The organism is Limnobacter sp. SAORIC-580 (assembly GCF_013004065.1).
GTDB classification, from domain to species: Bacteria; Pseudomonadota; Gammaproteobacteria; order Burkholderiales; family Burkholderiaceae_B; genus Limnobacter; species Limnobacter profundi.
In genome coordinates this window covers 366,005-387,497 of sequence record NZ_CP053084.1, presented here as the reverse complement: position 1 = coordinate 387,497, position 21,493 = coordinate 366,005, and the positions used below count along the sequence as shown (strand labels likewise).

Sequence of the window (21,493 nt, the reverse complement as noted above, 5' to 3'; positions counted from 1 at the left end):
CGATCAATTACGGTCCAGATCAATATCAATACCGAGTGAGCGGATTTCTTTCACGAGTACGTTGAAAGATTCCGGCATACCGGCATCAATCGTGTGATCACCTTTGACCAAATTCTCATACACCTTCGTACGACCATTCACGTCGTCTGACTTCACAGTCAACATTTCCTGAAGTACGTACGACGCGCCATAAGCTTCCAAAGCCCACACTTCCATCTCACCGAAACGCTGACCACCAAACTGGGCTTTACCGCCCAGTGGTTGCTGCGTGACCAAAGAGTATGGTCCTGTTGACCGGGCATGCATCTTGTCGTCGACCAAGTGGTGCAGTTTCAGCACATGCTTGTAGCCAACGGTAACCTTGCGGTCAAATGCGTCGCCTGTGCGACCGTCATAGAGGGTCACCTGGGTTTTTGAATCGTTAAAGCCCAAGGCTTGCATACGCGGATCTTCGTCGGGGTAAGCCAAGCGAAGCATTTCCAGAATGTCTTCTTCGTTCGCGCCATCGAATACGGGCGTGGCGAAAGGCATGCCCTTGGTCAGGTTCTTGCCCATGTTGATTATTTCCTGATCAGTCAGGGAATCGAGATCAACTGTTGTGCCTGTGCCGTTGTACACCTTATGCAGGTATTCACGCAGACGCGCCACTGCATTTTGTTCACGCAACATTTCATTGATGCGATCGCCAATGCCCTTGGCAGCCCAACCCAGGTGGGTTTCCAGAATTTGACCCACGTTCATACGTGAAGGAACACCCAAGGGGTTCAATACGATGTCGACGGGACGACCATCAGCCATGTGCGGCAGGTCTTCCACAGGAACGATCTTGGAAACCACACCCTTGTTACCGTGACGGCCAGCCATTTTGTCACCAGGCTGCAAGCGGCGCTTGACGGCCAGGTACACCTTGACCATTTTCAAAACACCTGGTGGCAGTTCATCACCTTGCGTCAATTTCTTGCGCTTTTCTTCAAAGGCCAAATCGAACTGATGACGCTTGTCTTCAATGGACTTCTTCAATGTTTCGAGTTGACCCGCGGCTTCTTCTTCTGCCAAGCGAATGTCGAACCAGTGATGGTGATCCACTTCCTTTAAGTATTCAGCAGTGATCTTGCTGCCTTTGGCCAACTTGGCAGGACCGCCGTTGGCGACCTTACCGATCAGGAAACGCTCGATACGGCTGAAAGCATCGGCCTCAACAATACGCATCTGGTCGTTCAGGTCGAGGCGATAACGCTTCAGCTCGTCATCAATGATGGACTGTGCCCTCTTGTCGCGAACGATGCCTTCACGGGTGAATACCTGAACGTCGATCACCGTACCTGTCATACCGGAAGGCACGCGCAGGGAGGTGTCTTTCACGTCGGATGCTTTTTCACCGAAAATGGCGCGCAGCAGTTTTTCTTCCGGCGTAAGCTGGGTTTCGCCTTTCGGCGTGACCTTACCCACCATGACGTCACCAGCTTGTACTTCCGCACCGATGTACACGATGCCGGACTCATCCAGACGTGACAACTGAGCTTCGGACAAATTGGAAATGTCGCGTGTAATTTCTTCGGAACCCAGCTTAGTATCACGCGCAACAACCGACAGCTCTTCGATGTGAATCGAGGTGTAGCGGTCTTCTGCCACAACACGCTCGGAGATCAAGATTGAATCTTCGAAGTTGTAACCGTTCCAGGGCATGAAAGCGACCAGCATGTTCTGACCCAAGGCCAATTCGCCCAGGTCAGTCGACGCGCCATCGGCGATTACATCGCCTTTGGCAATGATGTCGCCCTTATTCACGATCGGACGTTGGTTGATGTTGGTGTTCTGGTTTGAACGTGTGTACTTGGTCAGGTTGTAGATATCAACACCGACTGAACCCGATTCCACTTCATTGTCATTCACACGAATAACAATTCGGTTGGCGTCCACGTAATCAACCACGCCACCATGATCAGCCACGATGACTGTGCCCGAGTCGACAGCCACGGTACGCTCAATGCCAGTACCGGCAAACGGCTTTTCAGGACGCAAACATGGCACAGCCTGACGTTGCATGTTGGCACCCATCAAGGCACGGTTCGCATCGTCGTGTTCCAGGAATGGAATGAGCGATGCGGCAACAGACACGATTTGACCTGGTGCAACGTCCATCAGCTCAACGCCGGACGGATCCATCAATTCGAATTCACCGGCCACACGACAGGAAACCAAGTCACCGACCAAGCGCTTCTTCTCGTCGATCTCCGCGTTCGCCTGGGCGATCACGAAACGGCCTTCTTCAATCGCTGACAGGTAAACGATTTCATCGGACACCACACCGCCTTCCACTTTGCGATAAGGCGTTTCAAGGAACCCGTACTCGTTCAAACGAGCGAACATCGCCATGGAGTTGATCAAACCAATGTTTGGGCCTTCCGGTGTTTCGATTGGGCACACACGACCATAATGGGTGGTGTGTACGTCACGAACCTCAAAGCCGGCACGCTCACGGGTCAAACCGCCTGGGCCCAAAGCAGAAACACGACGCTTGTGCGTGATTTCTGACAAGGGGTTGGTTTGGTCCATGAACTGCGACAATTGGGAAGAACCAAAGAACTCCTTGATTGCTGCAGAAATTGGCTTGGAGTTGATCAGATCGTGCGGCATCAGGTTCTCGGCTTCAGCCTGCCCCAGACGCTCTTTCACGGCACGCTCAACACGCACCAAACCTGCGCGGAACTGGTTTTCAGCCAATTCGCCGACACAACGAACTCGACGGTTACCCAAGTGATCGATGTCATCGATTTCGCCGTTGCCGTTGCGCAAGTCAACGAGAATCTTGATTACGGCCAAGATGTCGTCGTCTTGAAGCACCATGGCGCCTTCCACTTCGGGACGGCCAACACGGCGGTTGAATTTCATGCGACCCACACGAGACAAATCGTAGGAGTCTTCGCTGTAGAACAGTCGGTTGAACAGCATTTCAACTGCTTCTTCCGTGGGCGGCTCGCCTGGACGCATCATGCGGTAGATGGCAACGCGTGCCGCGGTCTGGTCTGCTGTTTCGTCAGTGCGCAGCGTTTGAGAAATGTAAGCGCCGTGATCCAGTTCGTTGGTGAAGATGGTTTCAACCACTTTCACGCCTGCGTCACGGATTTTGCCCATGATTTCTTCGGTGATTTCGTCGTTGGCAGAGGCCACAACTTCGCCAGTGCTGCCATCAACAATGTTCTTGGCCAAGGTGCGGCCAATCAGGAAATCTTCAGGCACGGAAATTTTCTTCAAGCCAGCCGCTTCAATATCACGAATGTGCTTGGCATTGATACGCTTGTCTTTCTGAACCAGAACCTTGCCCGCTTTGTCGACGATGTCAAACTTTGCGACTTCGCCTTTCAAACGCGAAGTGACCAGATCCATGGATGCGCCTTCGGATTTGATTTCGAACTGGTCGAATTCAAAGAAGGTGGACAGGATTTGCTCGTTGTTCATGCCGATGGCTTTGAGCAAAATCGTGACTGGCATCTTGCGACGACGGTCTACACGGAAATACAGGATGTCTTTGGGATCAAATTCGAAATCGAGCCAAGAGCCACGATAAGGAATGATACGGGCCGAGAACAGCAACTTGCCTGAGCTGTGGGTTTTACCACGGTCGTGTTCGAAAAACACACCAGGCGAACGGTGCAACTGTGACACGATAACGCGTTCGGTGCCATTGATCACAAAGGAACCATTCTGTGTCATGAGTGGCAATTCACCCATATACACTTCCTGCTCCTTGACTTCTTTCACGGTGGGCTTGCTGGCCTCACGATCCAGAAGCACCAAGCGCACGCGCGCCCGCAAGGGCGAGCAGAAGGTCAGACCACGCTGTTGACATTCTTTGACGTCAAAAGCGGGTTCGCCCAGTGCGTACTGCACAAATTCCAAGCGTGCATAGCCGTTGTGCGAAACAATTGGAAATACAGACTGAAATGCTGCCTGTAACCCTTGTTCTGCACGTTTTTCAACCGGGAGACCCAATTGAAGAAAGTCAGTGTAAGAGTCAAGTTGAGTGGTGAGAAGGTACGGTACATCCAAAACTGGAGGCCGTTTCGCAAAGCTTTTGCGTATGCGTTTTTTCTCGGTGGCAGAGTAAGACATATTTTCTGTCCTGATGTCGAGCGGATTAAGCGATATGCATGTGTTCTACACATGGCTTAACACACTCTGGTTTGTAATCGCTCTTTCAAGCGCAAAAAGCCCGGAGGCAAAAACCCCCGGGCATTTCAAAAACCGACATTACTTAACGTCGACTTTTGCACCAGCTTCTTCAAGTTGCTTCTTGACGTCATCGGCTTCAGCTTTGGAAACGCCTTCCTTAACAGCTTTGGGCGCGCCGTCAACCAGGTCTTTCGCTTCTTTCAGGCCGAGACCTGTCAGTGCACGAACAACCTTAATTACGTTTACTTTGCTTTCGCCAGCTGCAGTCAGAATTACGTCGAATTCTGTTTTCTCTTCAGCGGCAGCAGCACCACCAGCAGCAGGGGCAGCAGCAACTGCAACAGCAGCGGCGGCGGCAGAAACGCCAAACTTCTCTTCCATTTCTTTGATCAGTTCGGACAGTTCGAGTACGGTCATGCCAGCGATGGCGTCGAGGATTTCGGCTTTAGTTGCCATTTGAGTATTCTCCAGTTAAAAGTTTGATTCGGCTATCTTGAAAAAAGTTAAGCAGCTTGCGATTCTTTCTGATCACGAACGGCAGCAACACCGCGAACAAATTTCGTAGGTACTTCGTTGAGCGTACGTACGAATGTCGCGATAGGTGCTTGCATCGTGCCCAGCAATTTCGACAGAAGCTCATCACGACTTGGCATTGTGGCCAGGGCCTTCACACCATCTACACCCATCACCTGACCGGGCAGCGCACCGCCGGTCAGAACGAGCTTGTCGTTTGTCTTCGCGAAATTGACCAACACTTTGGCGGCTGCAACGGGATCAGAACTGATACCGTAAATCAGCGGGCCAGCCATTTTGCTGGACAGACCTTCGAAGGCTGTACCGGCAATGGCTCGCTTTGCCAAAGTGTTCTTCAGAACACGCAAATAAACACCTGCTGCACGAGCATCCTTGCGGAGCTGCGTCACACTTTCTACAGACAGACCACGATATTCAGCAACAACCACAGCTTGAGCGCTGGCCAGTTGACCAGTGATCTCTTCAATGACTGCTGCTTTTTCTTGGCGATTCAATGCCACGGTCTTTCTCCAAAAAGAAGCGCTTATTGCACTGTTTAAAACAGGCGACCGAAATCAAGCTTTGAACATACATTCATTACTTTTACTCGGGACCGCCATCTAGGTTGGATGGTTTTTTAAAAAATCAGGCCTAAACTACGAACCCTCAGTTTCCAACGGTCTTTGACAACCTGTGAGCCCTGACGAATCAGGAACCCACAGCCCAAAGTTCTTTATTGACCCAACACGGATGTTTGGTCAACGCGTACACCACCACCCATGGTGCTGGATACGGCAATCTTTCTCAGGTACACACCCTTGGACGATGCTGGCTTGGATTTGTTCAACGCGTCCAGCAAAGCAGACAGGTTGGACTTCAGCTTTTCAACATCAAAAGAGGCGCGCCCAATTGTGCAGTGAATAATGCCAGCCTTGTCGGTACGGAACTGCACTTGACCTGCCTTGGCGTTTTTAACCGCTGTAGCCACATCAGGAGTCACGGTACCCACCTTCGGGTTTGGCATCAGGCCACGTGGACCGAGGATTTGACCCAAGGTACCCACAATGCGCATGGTGTCAGGGGAAGCAATGACGACGTCGAAGTTCATATTGCCAGCTTTGACTTCAGCGGCAAGATCGTCCATGCCCACGATGTCAGCACCAGCGGCCTTGGCTTCCTCTGCTTTGGCTCCTTGGGCAAACACAGCAACGCGTACTGCTTTACCAGTACCAGCTGGCAGAACCACTGAACCACGAACGACCTGATCTGATTTACGTGCATCAACGCCCAACTGAATGGCTGCGTCAACAGACTCATCAAACTTTGCGGTTGCAGTTTCCTTGATCAAGCCCAAGGCCTGATCAACTGGGTATACGGCATTGCGATCAATTTTTGCGCGCAATGCTTGAGTGCGTTTAGACAACTTAGCCATTTATAGACCCTCCACCACAATGCCCATGCTGCGGGCTGAACCAGCGATGGTGCGTACAGCAGCATCCATGTCAGCAGCGGTCAGGTCAGGCATTTTTGTTTTTGCAATTTCTTCAGCTTGCTCACGAGTGATCTTGCCAACCTTGTCCAAATGAGGACGGGGCGAACCTTTCGTGATTTTTGCTGCTTTTTTGATCAACACGGTCGCAGGGGGCGTCTTCATGATGAACGTGAAGGACTTGTCTGCGAAAGCGGTAATCACCACTGGAATTGGCAAGCCTGGTTCCATGCCCTGTGTTTGGGCATTGAATGCTTTACAGAATTCCATGATGTTCAGACCACGCTGACCCAGTGCTGGGCCGATGGGTGGGGATGGGTTTGCCTTACCAGCCGGCACTTGCAGCTTGATAAAGCCAATGATTTTCTTGGCCATTGAAATTTCTCCGTGAGTTCAAACGCAGCGCTGAGCCGCTCCTCTTATTGCTTGAATTACCGTGCACCCTGTCAGCAATCAAATACAGGCGGCGGGAAAGCTTACTACCTTCAGATCAGACTTTTTCGACCTGATGAAAATCCAGCTCAACGGGTGTAGCACGACCAAAAATGGTGACAGACACACGAAGCTTGCTTTTCTCGTAATTAATTTCTTCAACGTTGCCATTGAAATCGGCAAATGGGCCCTCTTTGACACGAACCATTTCACCCACTTCATAAAGCACTTTCGGCCTGGGCTTCTCTGCACCCTCTTGCATTTGCTGCATGATTTTGTCGACTTCTTTCTGAGAAATCGGCGTGGGGCGATTACCCGTACCACCCACAAAACCTGTGACTTTCGGGGTGTTTTTGACCAAATGCCAGGAATCGTCAGTCATTTCCATTTCAACCAACACATAACCCGGGAAGAAACGGCGCTCGGAAATCGATTTTTGACCACCCTTGATTTCAACCACTTCTTCAGAGGGAACCAGGATTTGGCCAAACAAGTCCGAAAACTCGGAACGGTCAATGCGCTCCTGCAGTGCTCGCTGCACACTCTTCTCAAGTCCCGAGTAGGCGTGCACCACGTACCAGCGTTTTGACATTATATTGTCCACCCTAAAATCAGATCGTAGAACACCCACTCAAGCGTTTTATCCACCAAAAGAAGATAGATCGACATGATCAACACGAACACAAAAACCACACCGGTCATTTGCATCCCTTCTTTGCGAGTGGGCCAAACAACACGCTTGGCTTCGTTTACGGAATCTTTGGCGAAACCCACAAACCGCTTGCCGGTTTGAGAGAGCAGAAAACTGCCAATCGCCAGAACAACACCCAACAAGACAACGCCAAGGCGAATGAAGAAATCTTCTGCTGACAAAACCTGATAAGCCACCGCGCCACCGATTGCAAAGGCAATCGCCAGCACAAGCATCAGCTTGTCCTGCCCTGTAGATACTGTTTGAATGTCGTTTTGTGCCATATTCTTAAAATGTAAGCCGCCGCTGAATCGCTTCAGCGGCGACGGTCCTACCAAATTTGGCAGGGCAAGAGGGAATCGAACCCACAACCTTCGGTTTTGGAGACCGACGCTCTGCCAATTGAGCTATTGCCCTAAAAAACTCGAATATTACTTGGTGATTTTGGCAACTACGCCAGCACCTACCGTACGCCCGCCTTCGCGAATCGCGAAACGCAGACCTTCTTCCATCGCGATTGGGGCAATCAACTCAACATTGATCGACACGTTATCGCCTGGCAGTACCATTTCCTTGTCCGCCGGCAAGCTGATCGAGCCTGTCACGTCGGTTGTACGGAAGTAGAACTGAGGACGGTAGTTATTAAAGAATGGCGTGTGACGACCACCTTCTTCTTTGCTCAACACGTACACCTCGGCGCTAAAGCCTGTGTGCGGCTTGATCGTACCGGGCTTGGCCAATACCTGACCACGCTCCACGTCTTCACGCTTGGTACCACGCAGCAATACACCCACGTTGTCACCCGCCTGACCCTGATCCAGCAACTTGCGGAACATCTCCACGCCGGTACAAATGGTCTTGACTGTGTCCTTGATACCCACGATTTCGATTTCTTCACCAACCTTCACGATACCGCGCTCGATACGGCCTGTTACCACAGTGCCACGACCGGAGATTGAGAACACGTCTTCGATTGGCATCAGGAACGCGCCGTCAATGGCTCGCTCAGGTGTTGGAATGTATGTGTCCAGCGCCTGCGCCAACTGCTTGATCGCGCCTTCGCCCAGCTCACCCGTGTCGCCTTCCAACGCCAGCTTGGCCGAACCTTTTACGATAGGCACGTCGTCGCCAGGGAAGTCATAGGAAGACAGCAACTCGCGCACTTCCATTTCCACCAGCTCCAACAACTCTTCGTCGTCCACCATGTCGCACTTGTTCAGGAACACGATGATGTAAGGCACACCAACCTGACGGGCCAACAAAATGTGCTCGCGGGTCTGGGGCATGGGGCCGTCTGCTGCTGAACACACCAGAATCGCGCCGTCCATCTGCGCCGCGCCGGTAATCATGTTCTTCACATAGTCGGCGTGACCGGGACAGTCCACGTGCGCATAGTGACGCGCATCGGTTTCATACTCCACGTGTGCAGTGTTAATCGTAATGCCGCGCGCCTTCTCTTCCGGCGCCGCATCAATCTGGTCGTAGCCCTTGGCTTCACCATGGCCGCTCAAACGCGCCAATACTGTTGTGATCGCCGCTGTCAATGTTGTCTTGCCATGGTCCACGTGACCAATCGTTCCAACGTTTACGTGTGGCTTCTTACGCTCAAACTTTTCTTTTGCCATGACGACCTCGGTGCGGGCACCCAACAAAGGAGTGCAGTTATAACGGTATGGTGCTCATGGGCAGGATCGAACTGCCGACCTCTCCCTTACCAAGGGAGTGCTCTACCACTGAGCCACATGAGCAACTTTCTATTAAAGCCTGGAGCGGGTGAAGGGAATCGAACCCTCGTCTTAAGCTTGGAAGGCTTCAGCTCTACCATTGAGCTACACCCGCACACCTTGCACGCCCCTTTTCAAGGGCGCACTCGGTTAAACTGCTTGAATTCTTGGTGGAGAGAGTTGGATTCGAACCAACGTAGGCGTAAGCCAACAGATTTACAGTCTGCCCCCTTTAGCCACTCGGGCATCTCTCCAAAAGAGAACCCCGGATTATGGATGCTTTTTTAAACAACGTCAACACCTCATGCCCCCTTTCCGTCTTATTTGTATATTAATTCTTGGTTTTTCGAGTGGACTACCCCTGGCCCTGACAGGAAGCACCCTTCAAGCCTGGCTGGCAGTCGAGAATGTGGACATTAAAACCATCGGTTTGTACGCGGTGGTGGGATTTCCTTACACCTACAAATTTTTGTGGTCGCCCTTTCTCGATTACTTGAAGCCTGGGTTTTTTGACCAAAGGCGTGGCTGGATTGCGCTGATGCAATTGGCCTGTGCCGGCCTGATTGCCGCCATGGCATTTGTGGACGCACATTCTGCCTGGACAGTGGCTGCAGTTGCCGTGGCCATTGCCTTTTGTTCATCGACGCAGGACATGGCGATTGATGCCTACCGCACGGACCTGCTTCCCGCTCCTGAACGCGGTCTTGGCGCTGCTTACTACGTAACAGGTTATCGGGTAGCCATGTTGGTTTCAGGCGGACTGGCATTGATACTGGCTGGCGAGTACCTGGGCTGGACTGGCACCTACCTGTTGATGGCGGGGCTGATTGCCGCCTGCGCTGTGATAACTGCTTTAAGCCCCACCGCCGACACACCCGAGGACCTGGCCAGGCGAGCTTCGAAAAGAAAACTGTTTGACATTGTGAGGGAGTCGACAGGCAACTTCATGAGCAAAGAAGCGGCGATCTGGATTTTGCTGTTGATTGTGCTTTACAAGGTGGGAGATGCGTTTGCGGGTTCATTGACCACTGCATTTCTGCTCAAGGGATTGGGTTTTACATTGACCGAAGTGGGTGCCGTGAACAAGACGGTGAGCCTGATCGCCACACTGTTGGGCGCATTTCTGGGGGGCGCATTGATGACACGGATGGGTCTCTATGGCTCGCTGATGTTGTTTGGAATATTTCAGGCGGTTTCAAATTTGTCATTTTGGGCGTTGTCGCTCATCGAACCGAATATTTGGGCCATGGGCAGTGCCGTATTTGTTGAGAACCTGTGTGGGGGTATGGGAACCGCTGCTTTTGTTGGCTTGTTGACCAGCCTGTGCAGCAAGGAATTCTCAGCAACACAATACGCTTTGCTTTCATCGTTAGCGGCTATGGGACGGGTTTACCTGGCTGCCCCTGCCGGGTATGTGGTGGCGGCCTATGGATGGAGCGACTTTTTTGTGTTCTCAACCGTGGCTGCCATTCCCGGACTGGTGGCGCTCTATCTGCTTCGATCGAGCATCCAGAAACTGGCGAGGTGAACAATTGTGCCATTTCTGAAAAGCATGGATAAAGGCTGAGGGCGACGAGTAGCCGAGCCGGGCAGAAACCTCAGACACACTGAGCCCTGTAGAACTGAGCAGTTCCTCGGCCATGGTTTGACGAACTTCGGCCAGCAGATCGCGATAGCTGGTACCCTCGTCGGTCAGACGCCTTCGCAAGGTGCGCTCTGTCATGAAGTGATCGGTGGCTATTTGCGCGAGGCTCGGGGAAGACGACAAGTCAGCCAGCAATTTGTTGCGCAACCAGGCGGACACGCCGCCCCGCTGCATTCGGCGTGACAGCAGATTCTCAAGCTGAGTCTCGCAGAAACGGGCACTGTGCTCGTTGGCTTTGGGCAAAGGCAAATTAAGCCACTGATCGTCGAATGTGGCCCTGTTAACTGCGGCATTGAACTGCGGAATGCAGCCAAACATGGCTTCGTATTGAGCCATGGGCGCATTGGGTGCAAATGCGAATTCAACAACGCGCAAAGGCAAGCTGACGCCAAACAATTCTCGCTGCAAAACCTGAATGGCAGAGCAATCGCGCTCAGCCACAAATGAACGCACTGCCGGGGGCAAATGATCGACCGACAGGATCATGGATGCCAGGCCGTTGCCCAGCACCAATTCGACTTTTGAAAATGCAAACGTGAGATCGAGATAGCGCAAACCGAGTTCGACGGCCTGTCTGAAGGTTGGGCTGGTGATGAGTGCATAGCCCCAAATACCGTAGGTGGTCAGGTGATATTCAGCGCCGGCCATTAGCCCAAGCCCGGGTACTTTGCCATGCAGGCGCACCAGATTGTGGATCACCTGCAACTCTTGATCAGGATCGATTTCGAGATGGGGATCATCCAGCTGGGCCGGCAAAATCGAGGAACCCATGAGAAGCGCGCTGCGGGTAGAGCCAAGCCTTACGCCTAGCTCACTCAGAATTTTTACACTGGCAACAGTTCGGCGAGCTTGCATAGGAGCAGGATTTGTCCGGAAATATCAACTACCGTTGATTGTAATCAAGTTCGAGCAGCACGTGGGGCTTCTACACTGTATTGAACGAAAACCGCAGGAGACATCGCGTGAACAGATTGCTGAATGAATTCGGATGGGCTGGCCCAGACAAAAGGACGCTAATCGAGAAACATGCCTTGCCCACATCTATTTTCCTGGACTGCATGGGGCTGAAAGTGCATGTGAGTATTGAGGGGAGTGGGCCTGATGTGGTCATGATTCACGGCTTTGCTGCCAGCCTGCACACATGGAGTGATGTGTGTGCGCAGATGAGCAAACAATTCAGGATTATTCGATTCGATTTACCACCATTCGGTTTGACTGGGCCTGCGCTCGACCAACAAGGCTGCGTTCGGAAAATGGACGTGGCTTTCTATCAGCAGTTTGTAGATGCGGTACTGGACGAGTTGCAGATTAAAAAATGCGTGATGATCGGCAATTCATTTGGTGGTTTTTTAAGTTGGGACCAGGCGCAAAGACACCCGGAGCGGGTGCGTGGCTTGATCATTTCTGATGCTGTTGGATATCAACAACCGCTGCCGATTTACATCACCCTGTTTACGATCAAACCAATTGCCTGGCTGACGCGACACGCAGTGCCCGCATTTTTGCTGCGAATGGCCGTGCGTGATGTATATGGCGACAAAAGTAAACTGAAAAAAGAAGTGCTTGAAAGGTACCTGGAGCTGTTCATGCACAAACCGAACCGAAGCGCTGTGGGGCATATGGTCGGTGTGTTCACCGACGGAGAACTAGGCTCGGAACGTTTGCCTGAGATTCAGTGCAAAACATTGATTGTGTGGGGCGGTGACGACCGATGGGTGAGCATTGAAATGGCAGGCCGATTCAATCGGGATATTCCGCACTCGGAACTGAAGGTGTACCGAGAGGTGGGCCACATTCCGATGGAGGAAGCGCCTGACCGCTTTGCTGCAGATTGTATCGAATTTATTGAAAACCTTTGATTGACATTCTGGAATTGAATATGAAAAACAAAGTGGTGTTTATTACGGGTGGCGCTCGGGGTCTTGGTGCGGGCTTGGCTGCAAAAGTGATCAGCAAAGGGGGCAAAGCCTTTATTGTGGACTTGAACGCTGAGGCGGTGTTTGCGCAAGTTGAAACTTTGGGCGGAGAGGGAATTGCTGGCTGCCAAGCCAATGTGTGCAAGCCTGCTGATCTTGAGCTTGCGATGGCAGAGTGCAAAGAGCGCTTTGGCAGGATTGATGTAGTCGTGGTGAACGCCGGAATCTTGAAAATGGGCTCGATTGAGCACATGAACCCTGCTGACTTTGACGCGGTGATGCAGGTGAATGTAAATGGTGCATTCAACACCATCCGCGCTGCCATTCCTTACCTGCGCGAGACCAAAGGTTACTTGCAGGTGATCTCATCTCTGGCTGCCGCAATTCACACGCCTTTAATGGGGCATTATGCAGCATCCAAAGCCGCAGTTGAGGCGCTGGCGGATGTGGCCCGCCAAGAGCTGGCATTGGACGGCATTGACGTGGGTTGTGTACACCCCACCTTTACCAATACGGCCATGATTCAGGAAGTGAATGCGGGCGTGCTTTGGGGAGGGCACAAGGGTGCTTTTGGTGCGATTGAACCAGAGCAGGTGATTGATGCCATGTACCGAGGTATTGAGAAGCGTCAGCGTAAAATTATTGCGCCCAAGACGATTGCGCCGTTGGTACTGGCACCCGGATTGTTTCACCGGGTGGCCGAAGGTTTAAGTCGAATGCAAGGCTCGGAACAGGCCTTGAAAAAATTCAAGGCCGAAGAAGCAGAGTCGCTTACTCGACGGTGACGGACTTCGCGAGGTTTCGAGGTTTGTCCACATCGGTACCCTTGACCAAGGCGACATGATAGGACAACAACTGCAAGGGCAAGGTGTGCAAAATCGGGGACAAGTGCCCTGCGTGATCAAGCAAATTGATCACGTGCACACCGTCGGCTTTTTCGATCTTTGTGTCTCGGTCAGCAAAAATATACAACTCACCGCCACGTGCGCGAACTTCCTGCAAATTTGACTTCAACTTTTCGATCAAAGTGTCTTTGGGGGCTACGGCAACCACTGGCATGTCGGCATCGACAAGGGCCAAGGGGCCGTGCTTCAATTCACCAGCAGCGTAAGCCTCAGCATGAATGTAGCTGATTTCCTTCAGCTTCAACGCGCCTTCCATGGCAATGGGATAGTGCACGCCACGCCCCAAAAAGAGCGCATGGCGCTTCTCTGCAAAACTGGCAGCCAAGGCCTTGATTTCAGGCTCGAGTGCCAGAATGTTTTGCATGGCCGAGGGCAAATGACGCAGTTGCGTGAGTAAGGTTTTTTCTTGCTCGGCGGTGAGTTTTCCACGCAGCTTGGCCATGACCAGCGTGAAAGTGAAAAGCGCAGCCAGTTGCGTGGTGAATGCCTTGGTTGAAGCCACACCGATTTCAGGGCCTGCACGTGTTAAAAACTTCAGCTTGCTGGCGCGAATGAGTGCAGATTCAGGTACGTTGCAAATGGACAGGGCATTAACCATGCCCTGAGACTTGGCGTGCTCTAGCGCAGCAAGGGTGTCAGCTGTTTCACCCGATTGCGAAATGGTGATCACCAATGTGTTAGGCAGACTGACGCTGGTGCGATAGCGGTATTCGCTTGCGATTTCAACATTGGTCGGCAAGGCGGCAATCGATTCGAGCCAATAGCGCGCAACCAGCGCAGCATGGTAGCTGGTGCCGCACGCCAGAATAAGCACTTGCTGAATGCCCGGTAGAATATTGCCAGCCTCTGCGCCAAACAGTTCTGGTTTTACGGCAGATGCATTGCTGACCATTTCCAGCGTGGCTGCGATTGCGCCAGGCTGTTCGTAAATTTCCTTTTGCATGTAGTGGGCGTAGGGGCCCAGTTCCACGGCATCAGCCGAAAGCTGACTTTCGATGATGGGCCGCTCAACCTGAAGACCTGCGCCATCAAAGAATGAAACCCCAGTGGTGTGCAACTGCACCACGTCGTTTTCTTCCAGGTAGGTAATTTGCTTGGTGTAGGCCACGAGTGCCGAAGCATCGGAAGCCAAAAAGTATTCACCTTCGCCATGCCCCACCAAGAGAGGTGCACCTTTCTTGGAAGCCAGCAAGGTCAGCGGTGCTGTGTTACAAATAACCGCGATGGCAAAAGCACCTTCCAGCTTTTTTACTGTGGCCTGCACGGCTGCCATCAACTCAAGCCCCTGAACCAAATGCTTGTGGGTGAGGTGGGCGATGACCTCGGTGTCGGTGTCGGACTGAAAAACGTAGCCTTCAGCAGTCAGCGCCTTGCGGATTTCCTCGTGGTTTTCAATAATACCGTTGTGAACCACGCTGACCGAAACACCCCGCCCTTCACTGATGTGAGGGTGTGCGTTGCGCTCACTGGGCACACCATGTGTAGCCCAACGGGTGTGAGCAATGCCCATTCGTGCACTCAGGGTTTTGGTACTGGAGTCGAGCTCAACCACACGACCCACGCTGCGCGCACGGTGAATGGAATGATCGAGATCGGACTGAATGGCCAGCCCGGCTGAGTCGTATCCGCGGTATTCAAGTTTCTTCAGGCCATCAATCAACACTGGCACGCTGTTGGTTTTTGAGAGTACGCCGACGATTCCGCACATGGTGTGAGGTATTCCTTTATTTTTTGGTTGATTTGGCCGGGCGTTTCCAGCCCGTGATCGTGATTTGTTTGGCACGTGACACGGTAAGTGCATTCTCGGGCGCGTCTTTCGTGAGGGTGGTTCCCGCGCCGAGGGTGGCACCCTTCTTCACCGTCACGGGTGCGACCAATTGGGTATCTGAGCCGATAAAAACATCGTCTTCGATGATCGTGAGGTGCTTGTTGGCACCATCGTAATTGCAGGTAATGGTGCCTGCACCCACATTCACCCGTTCACCAATTTGTGCGTCGCCAATGTAGGCCAGGTGATTGGCTTTGGACTGGTTGGCAATGCTGGCATTTTTGACTTCGACAAAGTTTCCAATGTGCACTTCATTGCCCAATTTGGCACCAGGGCGCAGACGCGCGTAGGGACCAATGACCGCCTTTTCGCCCACGGTGGCATCGGTGAGATGGGAATAGGCTTCGATACGGGTACCCGCCGCAATACTGACGTTGTTGAGCACGCAATATGGGCCGACGGACACCCCATCGCCCAAGGTGACCTGACCTTGAAACACACAGCCAACATCGATGGATACATCTGCGCCACAGTGCAGCGTGCCACGCAAATCGATCCGGGCGGGATCGAGCAGCTGCACACCTTCGATCATTAATTTTTCAGCCTGATGAAGTTGCCAGATACGCTCAAGCTCGGCCTGTTGAACTCGGGAATTGACGCCCGACACTTCCCAACTGTGCCTGGGCTGACAGGTGCGCACCAGCAGCCCATCTTCATGTGCCATCGCGATGATGTCGGTGAGGTAATACTCGCCTTGCGCGTTGTTGTTACTCAGTTTGCCTACCCAGTTTTTTAACTGCGCGGTGGGGCAAGCAAGAATGCCGGTGTTGACTTCGGTGATAGTGAGCTGCGAGGGAGTTGCGTCTTTTTGTTCGACTATGCCAACCACTGCACCTTCGGTATCGCGAAGAATGCGGCCGTAACCGTGTGGGTTGGGCATATGCAAGGTCATCAAGCCCATCTGCCCGGCTTTCGCGGCCTGAACCAAGGGCTGCAAAGATTCGAATTGAATGAGGGGGACGTCACCATACAAAATCAGGGTAACAGGATGATCGGCCAAGGCCGGGATTGCACATTGAACCGCATGGCCTGTACCCAGTTGATCTGACTGAGAGGCGAACAGAATGCCTGATTGGTGAGACAAATGCTGCTGAACCGCTTGGGCACCGTGCCCGACCACGACCACCACATGTGGGTTTTCAAATTGCAAAGCGGTACCCACCACCCGGCCCAACATGGACTGGCCACCCACCGGGTGCAACACCTTGGGCAAGGCTGACTTCATGCGGGTGCCCTTGCCTGCTGCGAGTATCAAAATATTCATGTCAATAATCAAATTTAGAAAAATAAAGCCAGCACACCGGTGTAACCGTACAAAGCACCACGGAAAATTTCGCCGTTGGCTGAAAAACCAATCAGGGGAATGTCCCCCAATTGCTCTCGCACAATTTGCTGCTCAACGCCTTGCAGGCCGAACAATGCCGCGCCACGACCATTGCAGGCAATGTACACCGCGCCGCGAGGTTTGCGCTGAGAATGGATTCCAGAAAAACCAGCGGCCTGAAGTTCGTTGAGTTTGGGTGCCGGCGCGTCGAGATCTTCACGCAGCTCTGCACACATTCTGGTTAAATCGACCCGCGCAGAATTTTCATCGCGAGTACAGAAAGACAATCGATCGCCCAACTTGAAATCTTCAGCAACAGCCAGGGATTTTTTGTTGGGATCCATTCCAACCACGGGACGTACTTTCAGCTGGTGCGCCTCGGAGCGACCCGCCGTGTAACCCTTAAGCGCAATGGACTCAGCAAGTGCACGGTCAGTGAGACCGACAAACAAACCATGAGCAAAACGTTTGGCCAACACCTCGGCGGCCTGGCTTGCGGGATCACCTTCGTCCGAGTCGGGTTGCAAACCCAAATCAGCGAGCAGTACATCGAGCGCCGGCAAACCATCGAGTTCTTCGACAAAATTACCGCGAAGCCCGGTGATTTCATGTTCCATGCCCACCACTTGAACACCTTGTGTCATGCGCACTTCGATAGGCAAACCACTGGCAAATACCACGCCAGACACACCACCGGACAGGGGTTCAAAGGCAATGTGGGTATTGGCCGTACCTGCGCAGACAAGACCACCGAAAATTTGACGAGTACTGACTTTAAGCGACAGATCATCGAGCAGATCGTCAATGTCCTCAGTGAGCGGATCGATGTGAATGAGCGCGGAGGACATGGCTTCCCGCCCCGACGCAGTCACTGTGCCAGGTTTGGGCAATGGCAATTTGCCTGAAAAAACTCGCGCAGAATCGGCTGGGAACTCCATCAGCATGACTGCCAGTGCAGGCTCTTGGTAATACTCCACTCCACTGCTGCACACGCCAGGCGCCAAACCGCCAACCCACTCCTTGATATTGGTTCGCTGGCGCAAACCCTGAAGAATTTGAGGCATGTTTTCTGCGAAGGCTTCTGTGGCGTAAATCAAACCCAGCTTTTGAGGCCGGGAAATATCGCTTGCGAACTGCTCCAGTTGCATCTGGCCTTCGAGCTGCACCAACACGAGTTCAAGTGCCTCTCTCCAGTTGGGGTGTGTGGCGTGGCCAAAACGAAACATCTATGTCCTTGTGCGCGCGGGGCGGGTGCTGCTTGAGGTTTTTTTACGGGGCGTGGCCGCACGCTTGGCTTTGGGCTTGGCAGGTTTTGGAGATGGTTCAGCTGCATTGGGACTGGCTTCGGTACCGGAACTTGCCATGGCTGCAGTGGCAACCACTTTGTTGAACTGGTCCTGCAACAACCCCCACCAAGCGGTGGCATTTGACACAATGGCCTTCGAGGATTCTTGCGCAGCCGCATCGCTTGCAGCAGCAGGCGCGGCGGGCTCGGGATCGGGAATTTTGGGTGCAACGGGCTCAACACGAGGCACAGGTGGTGGCGCAACCGCGGCCTGCATGGCGTTCCGAATGATTTCCTCGTTTACAGCTTGATTGACATCGCTGACTCGGTCACCACCCAAGCCCAGATTGGAGCTGAAAGATTTGATGGTGGCAATGGTGCCGCGCTGCACTTCCAGCCCCTGAATGGTGGCCCGCAACATACTGAGGTTGACATTGAGCCATTGCTCAACTGCTTTGAGATCAGAGATGCGCTTGTCAAGCTCATCGAGATCAGTGGTTGGGTTCATCACGCTGGGGATCGGCAGACTTCCCCAGATTTTCTTCACAAAATCAAATCCATCAGTAACCGACAAATTGGGTATTCTTTTGTTCGACATGTTTCCCCCTGCGTTTGACGCGGACTGCCTTGCTGAGTGGCCTGGTGACTGCGAACTCAGTGACTGCGAATCATGGTGCCCACGCCTTGGTCTGTCAGAATTTCAAGCAGAAGGCAGTGCGGAACACGACCATCTACCACGTGAACTGAGTTTACTCCGCTTTTTGCTGCCTCGATCGCGGAAGATAACTTGGGCAGCATTCCACCTGAAATGGTGCCATCTTCGAACAATTCATCGATTCGTTTGGCAGTCAGGCCAGTGAGCAACTTGCCGTCTTTGTCCAACACCCCGGGGGTATTCGTCATCATGATCAGTTTTTCAGCTTTCAGGATTTCGGCGATTTTTCCGGCCACGAGGTCGGCATTGATGTTGTAGGCCATTCCATCTTCACCAAAGCCAATGGGTGAGATAACGGGAATAAAGGCGTCGTCTTGCAGGGCTTTCACAATGGCGGGGTCAATCGATGCAATTTCGCCCACGAAACCAATGTCATGAAACTTGCCAGGCTCGCTTTTGTCCGCCAACTTCATTTTCCGGGCTTGAATCAGCCCACCATCTTTGCCGGTTAAACCCACCGCCTTGCCACCGTGCTCGTTGATCATCATGACGATGTCTTGCTGCACCTGACCACCCAGAACCCACTCCACCACTTCCATGGTTTCTTCGTCGGTAACGCGCATGCCTTGAATAAAGGTGCCTTGCTTGCCAATGCGACGCAGGGCTTCATCGATTTGAGGGCCACCGCCATGCACCACAATCGGATTGATACCGACTAGTTTGAGCAACACCACATCGTGAGCGAAGGATTTTTGCAGATTGACATCGGTCATGGCGTTGCCGCCGTACTTGACCACCACGGTTTTGCCATGAAAACGGCGAATGTAGGGCAAAGCCTCGGACAGAACTTTGGCTTTGATGGCGGAAGTGAGATTGTCTGTGGTCATGAATTGTCCGGGTAGAATCTGGGCACAAAAAGCATTTTAAAGCGAATCTACCCGGACAACGGTGGCGAGAATGCCGATCGACGGATTCTAGAGAATGAATTGGGCAAGATCCTCGGATTTGGCCGCCTCACCCAGCCGGGAGTCGACAAACTCGGCTGTAATTTTCACAGGCCTGGGCTGACCATTGGCCTCGAATGCCACCTCTTCAAGCAGGCGCTCCATGACAGTGTACAAGCGGCGGGCCCCGATGTTCTCGGTTTTCTCGTTCACTGTGAATGCGATTTCAGCCAGCCGGCGAACACCTTCGTCGGTGAATTCCAGCTCAACCCCATCCGTTGCCAGTAAGGCTTTGTACTGCTCGGTGAGACAGGCGTCGGTGCTGGTCAGGATTCGTTTGAAATCGTCAACGGTTAAGGACTCCAGCTCAACCCGGATCGGAAAGCGCCCCTGCAGCTCAGGAATGAGATCAGAAGGGCGAGACAAATGGAAAGCACCACTGGCGACAAACAGGATGTGATCTGTTTTGATCATGCCGTACTTCGTGTTGACTGTGGTGCCCTCCACCAGCGGCAGCAAATCGCGCTGGACCCCCTGGCGCGACACGTCGGTTCCCCGGCCGTCGGCTTTGGTCGCAATTTTATCGATTTCATCGAGAAACACAATGCCGTCTTGCTCGACCCTGGCGATCGCTTTGGCACGCACTTCTTCTTCATTCACGCGCTTGGCGGCTTCTTCATCCTGAATCGCCTTCAGCGCCTCGGCCACTTTCATTTTGCGCAGCTTTTTCTTGCCACCTGAAATGTTCTGAAACATGGATTGCAACTGCCCGGTGAGTTCCTCCATGCCGGGTGGGCCGACTACATCCAGTGAGGGCGAAGCGGCCGCCACCTCAATCTCGATTTCCTTGTCATCCAACTCACCAGCGAACAACTTTTCCCGGAATCGAATACGCGTGCGGTTTTCATCGGGCTCGGGGGCTTTCTCGGTGAAGCCGAAATCCCGGGCGGGGGGAAGCAGTGCATCCAGCACCCGGTCAAAGGCGGCGGACTTTGCCTCTTCGACCACGCCAAGCTGAGCCTCTTCTCGAACCTGTTTCAGAGCAATTTCAATCAGGTCACGAATGATCGTGTCCACGTCGCGGCCCACATAACCAACTTCAGTGAATTTGGTGGCTTCAATTTTGATGAAGGGCGCATTGGCGAGCTTGGCCAGGCGACGGGCAATTTCTGTTTTACCCACACCGGTTGGGCCGATCATGAGAATGTTCTTGGGAGTAATTTCCTGACGCAGGGGCATGGGCACCTGCATGCGGCGCCAGCGATTGCGAAGCGCCACAGCGACGGCACGCTTGGCGGCATCCTGGCCAACAATGTTCTTGTTGAGTTCTTCAACAATGTTTGAAGGTGTAAGTTGAGTCATGGTATTAACCTTTGCTGCCAGATGCTTCAGGGGCACCCAACACTTCAATGGTGTGATGTTGGTTGGTGTAAATGCACAGTTCGCCTGCAATGGTCAGGGATTTCTTGACGATTTCTTCGGGCAAAAGTTCAGTGTTTTCAAGCAGGGCTTTCGCCGCGGAATGTGCGTAGGCACCGCCACTGCCAATCGCGACCAAGCCTTGTTCGGGCTCAAGCACATCGCCATTGCCGGTAATGATCAGGGAATGATTTTCATCCGCCACGGCAAGCATGGCTTCAAGCCTGCGAAGCATGCGATCAGTGCGCCATTCTTTGGCAAGCTCGACTGCGGCACGCAACAGGTGCCCCTGGTGCTTCTCGAGCTGGGCTTCAAAATGCTCGAACAAAGTAAAAGCATCGGCGGTGCCGCCTGCAAAACCCGCCAGAATTTTGTTGTGGTGAAGACGCCTTACTTTTCGGGCCGAACCTTTGACCACGATATGCCCCAGGGTAACCTGCCCGTCACCACCAAGTGCGACGTGCTTTCCTCTGCGTACTGACAATATAGTGGTGCCGTGATATTGCTCCATGCCTATCCTTTGGTTGGGGTGTTGCGCTGTGTGCGCTGA

The 21,493-nt window shown here is 52.9% G+C and carries 19 protein-coding genes and 4 tRNA genes; 3 read left to right on the top strand and 20 right to left on the bottom strand.

What is annotated here, in order from left to right; translation table 11 throughout:
- Positions 1–3 precede the first annotated feature (3 nt).
- The 12 genes from rpoB to HKT17_RS01705 all read right to left on the bottom strand — a co-directional run bounded on the left by rpoB (position 4) and on the right by HKT17_RS01705 (position 9,276).
- Entirely contained in the window at positions 4–4,113 is a 4,110-nt protein-coding gene (rpoB, locus tag HKT17_RS01760; protein ID WP_105028060.1) for a DNA-directed RNA polymerase subunit beta, read from the bottom strand.
- A 138-nt stretch (positions 4,114–4,251) separates the two neighbouring features.
- Positions 4,252–4,629, bottom strand: coding sequence for a 50S ribosomal protein L7/L12 (rplL, locus tag HKT17_RS01755; RefSeq protein ID WP_105028059.1), 378 nt, complete (start codon positions 4,627–4,629; stop codon positions 4,252–4,254).
- 47 nt (positions 4,630–4,676) lie between these two features.
- Entirely contained in the window at positions 4,677–5,207 is a 531-nt protein-coding gene (gene rplJ, locus HKT17_RS01750) for a 50S ribosomal protein L10 (RefSeq protein ID WP_105028058.1), read from the bottom strand.
- A 212-nt stretch (positions 5,208–5,419) separates the two neighbouring features.
- The gene (gene rplA, locus HKT17_RS01745; protein WP_171097403.1) at positions 5,420–6,118 is read right to left on the bottom strand and encodes a 50S ribosomal protein L1; all 699 of its coding nucleotides are present in this window, start codon (positions 6,116–6,118) and stop codon (positions 5,420–5,422) included.
- Positions 6,119–6,550 (bottom strand): 50S ribosomal protein L11, encoded by a 432-nt coding sequence (gene rplK, locus HKT17_RS01740; RefSeq protein WP_105028056.1) that lies wholly within the window; start codon positions 6,548–6,550, stop codon positions 6,119–6,121.
- Between the two features lie 115 nt (positions 6,551–6,665).
- The gene (nusG, locus tag HKT17_RS01735; RefSeq protein ID WP_008248014.1) at positions 6,666–7,199 is read right to left on the bottom strand and encodes a transcription termination/antitermination protein NusG; all 534 of its coding nucleotides are present in this window, start codon (positions 7,197–7,199) and stop codon (positions 6,666–6,668) included.
- Positions 7,199–7,669 carry a preprotein translocase subunit SecE gene (gene secE, locus HKT17_RS01730; RefSeq protein WP_240605658.1) on the bottom strand — a complete coding sequence of 157 codons (471 nt, stop codon included), beginning with the start codon at positions 7,667–7,669 and terminating at the stop codon, positions 7,199–7,201. Before secE ends, nusG begins: the two co-directional genes overlap by 1 nt.
- Positions 7,640–7,715, bottom strand: a tRNA-Trp gene (locus HKT17_RS01725). The genes secE and HKT17_RS01725 overlap by 30 nt, the downstream gene beginning before the upstream one ends.
- 14 nt (positions 7,716–7,729) lie before the next feature.
- A complete protein-coding gene (gene tuf / locus HKT17_RS01720; RefSeq protein ID WP_171097401.1) occupies positions 7,730–8,923 on the bottom strand; it encodes an elongation factor Tu in 1,194 nt (397 codons plus the stop codon).
- Positions 8,924–8,971: 48 nt separating this feature from the next.
- Positions 8,972–9,046: transfer RNA gene (locus tag HKT17_RS01715), tRNA-Thr, on the bottom strand.
- Between the two features lie 17 nt (positions 9,047–9,063).
- Positions 9,064–9,137: transfer RNA gene (locus tag HKT17_RS01710), tRNA-Gly, on the bottom strand.
- 53 nt (positions 9,138–9,190) lie between these two features.
- Positions 9,191–9,276: transfer RNA gene (locus HKT17_RS01705), tRNA-Tyr, on the bottom strand.
- A gap of 50 nt (positions 9,277–9,326) precedes the next feature.
- Between HKT17_RS01705 and HKT17_RS01700 the strand changes: the two genes are divergently transcribed.
- Positions 9,327–10,550 carry an AmpG family muropeptide MFS transporter gene (locus tag HKT17_RS01700; RefSeq protein WP_205882477.1) on the top strand — a complete coding sequence of 408 codons (1,224 nt, stop codon included), beginning with the start codon at positions 9,327–9,329 and terminating at the stop codon, positions 10,548–10,550.
- On the opposite strand, the gene HKT17_RS01695 is transcribed toward HKT17_RS01700, so the two are convergent.
- Positions 10,476–11,522: an AraC family transcriptional regulator gene (locus HKT17_RS01695; protein ID WP_105028054.1), complete on the bottom strand. Its 1,047-nt coding sequence runs from the start codon at positions 11,520–11,522 to the stop codon at positions 10,476–10,478. The two genes, HKT17_RS01700 and HKT17_RS01695, sit on opposite strands and share 75 nt — an antisense overlap.
- A 107-nt stretch (positions 11,523–11,629) precedes the next feature.
- On the opposite strand from HKT17_RS01695, the gene HKT17_RS01690 reads away from it, so the two are divergent.
- Both HKT17_RS01690 and HKT17_RS01685 read left to right on the top strand, forming a co-directional pair.
- On the top strand, positions 11,630–12,526 hold the full coding sequence (locus HKT17_RS01690) for an alpha/beta fold hydrolase (RefSeq protein ID WP_171097398.1): 897 nt from the start codon (positions 11,630–11,632) through the stop codon (positions 12,524–12,526).
- Between the two features lie 20 nt (positions 12,527–12,546).
- Positions 12,547–13,368: an SDR family NAD(P)-dependent oxidoreductase gene (locus HKT17_RS01685; protein WP_171097396.1), complete on the top strand. Its 822-nt coding sequence runs from the start codon at positions 12,547–12,549 to the stop codon at positions 13,366–13,368.
- Here the strand turns inward: HKT17_RS01685 and glmS are convergent.
- The 7 genes from glmS to hslV all read right to left on the bottom strand — a co-directional run bounded on the left by glmS (position 13,355) and on the right by hslV (position 21,454).
- Positions 13,355–15,196: a glutamine--fructose-6-phosphate transaminase (isomerizing) gene (gene glmS, locus HKT17_RS01680; RefSeq protein ID WP_105028051.1), complete on the bottom strand. Its 1,842-nt coding sequence runs from the start codon at positions 15,194–15,196 to the stop codon at positions 13,355–13,357. The two genes, HKT17_RS01685 and glmS, sit on opposite strands and share 14 nt — an antisense overlap.
- 16 nt (positions 15,197–15,212) lie before the next feature.
- Positions 15,213–16,580, bottom strand: a complete 1,368-nt coding sequence (gene glmU / locus HKT17_RS01675; RefSeq protein ID WP_171097394.1) for a bifunctional UDP-N-acetylglucosamine diphosphorylase/glucosamine-1-phosphate N-acetyltransferase GlmU — start codon at positions 16,578–16,580, stop codon at positions 15,213–15,215.
- A 14-nt stretch (positions 16,581–16,594) separates the two neighbouring features.
- Positions 16,595–17,866, bottom strand: a complete 1,272-nt coding sequence (locus HKT17_RS01670; protein WP_171097393.1) for an FIST signal transduction protein — start codon at positions 17,864–17,866, stop codon at positions 16,595–16,597.
- Entirely contained in the window at positions 17,867–18,523 is a 657-nt protein-coding gene (locus HKT17_RS01665) for a PhaM family polyhydroxyalkanoate granule multifunctional regulatory protein (protein WP_171097392.1), read from the bottom strand. It lies immediately after the preceding gene.
- Positions 18,524–18,579: 56 nt separating this feature from the next.
- Positions 18,580–19,467, bottom strand: coding sequence for an acetylglutamate kinase (gene argB, locus HKT17_RS01660; protein WP_008248035.1), 888 nt, complete (start codon positions 19,465–19,467; stop codon positions 18,580–18,582).
- 87 nt (positions 19,468–19,554) lie between these two features.
- Positions 19,555–20,886, bottom strand: coding sequence for an ATP-dependent protease ATPase subunit HslU (gene hslU / locus HKT17_RS01655; protein WP_105029778.1), 1,332 nt, complete (start codon positions 20,884–20,886; stop codon positions 19,555–19,557).
- Between the two features lie 4 nt (positions 20,887–20,890).
- Positions 20,891–21,454, bottom strand: coding sequence for an ATP-dependent protease subunit HslV (hslV, locus tag HKT17_RS01650; RefSeq protein WP_008248037.1), 564 nt, complete (start codon positions 21,452–21,454; stop codon positions 20,891–20,893).
- Between the last annotated feature and the right edge of the window lie 39 nt (positions 21,455–21,493).

Coding starts and splice junctions, on each gene's coding strand:
- HKT17_RS01685 (WP_171097396.1), top strand. CDS start 12,547: ATGAAAAACAAAGTGGTGTTTATTACGGGTGGCGCTCGGGGTCTTGGT.
- rplK (WP_105028056.1), bottom strand. CDS start 6,550: ATGGCCAAGAAAATCATTGGCTTTATCAAGCTGCAAGTGCCGGCTGGT.
- hslU (WP_105029778.1), bottom strand. CDS start 20,886: ATGACTCAACTTACACCTTCAAACATTGTTGAAGAACTCAACAAGAAC.
- tuf (WP_171097401.1), bottom strand. CDS start 8,923: ATGGCAAAAGAAAAGTTTGAGCGTAAGAAGCCACACGTAAACGTTGGA.
- argB (WP_008248035.1), bottom strand. CDS start 19,467: ATGACCACAGACAATCTCACTTCCGCCATCAAAGCCAAAGTTCTGTCC.
- nusG (WP_008248014.1), bottom strand. CDS start 7,199: ATGTCAAAACGCTGGTACGTGGTGCACGCCTACTCGGGACTTGAGAAG.
- HKT17_RS01670 (WP_171097393.1), bottom strand. CDS start 17,866: ATGTTTCGTTTTGGCCACGCCACACACCCCAACTGGAGAGAGGCACTT.
- rpoB (WP_105028060.1), bottom strand. CDS start 4,113: ATGTCTTACTCTGCCACCGAGAAAAAACGCATACGCAAAAGCTTTGCG.
- rplL (WP_105028059.1), bottom strand. CDS start 4,629: ATGGCAACTAAAGCCGAAATCCTCGACGCCATCGCTGGCATGACCGTA.
- glmU (WP_171097394.1), bottom strand. CDS start 16,580: ATGAATATTTTGATACTCGCAGCAGGCAAGGGCACCCGCATGAAGTCA.
- HKT17_RS01665 (WP_171097392.1), bottom strand. CDS start 18,523: ATGTCGAACAAAAGAATACCCAATTTGTCGGTTACTGATGGATTTGAT.
- hslV (WP_008248037.1), bottom strand. CDS start 21,454: ATGGAGCAATATCACGGCACCACTATATTGTCAGTACGCAGAGGAAAG.
- HKT17_RS01695 (WP_105028054.1), bottom strand. CDS start 11,522: ATGCAAGCTCGCCGAACTGTTGCCAGTGTAAAAATTCTGAGTGAGCTA.
- rplA (WP_171097403.1), bottom strand. CDS start 6,118: ATGGCTAAGTTGTCTAAACGCACTCAAGCATTGCGCGCAAAAATTGAT.
- HKT17_RS01700 (WP_205882477.1), top strand. CDS start 9,327: ATGCCCCCTTTCCGTCTTATTTGTATATTAATTCTTGGTTTTTCGAGT.
- glmS (WP_105028051.1), bottom strand. CDS start 15,196: ATGTGCGGAATCGTCGGCGTACTCTCAAAAACCAACAGCGTGCCAGTG.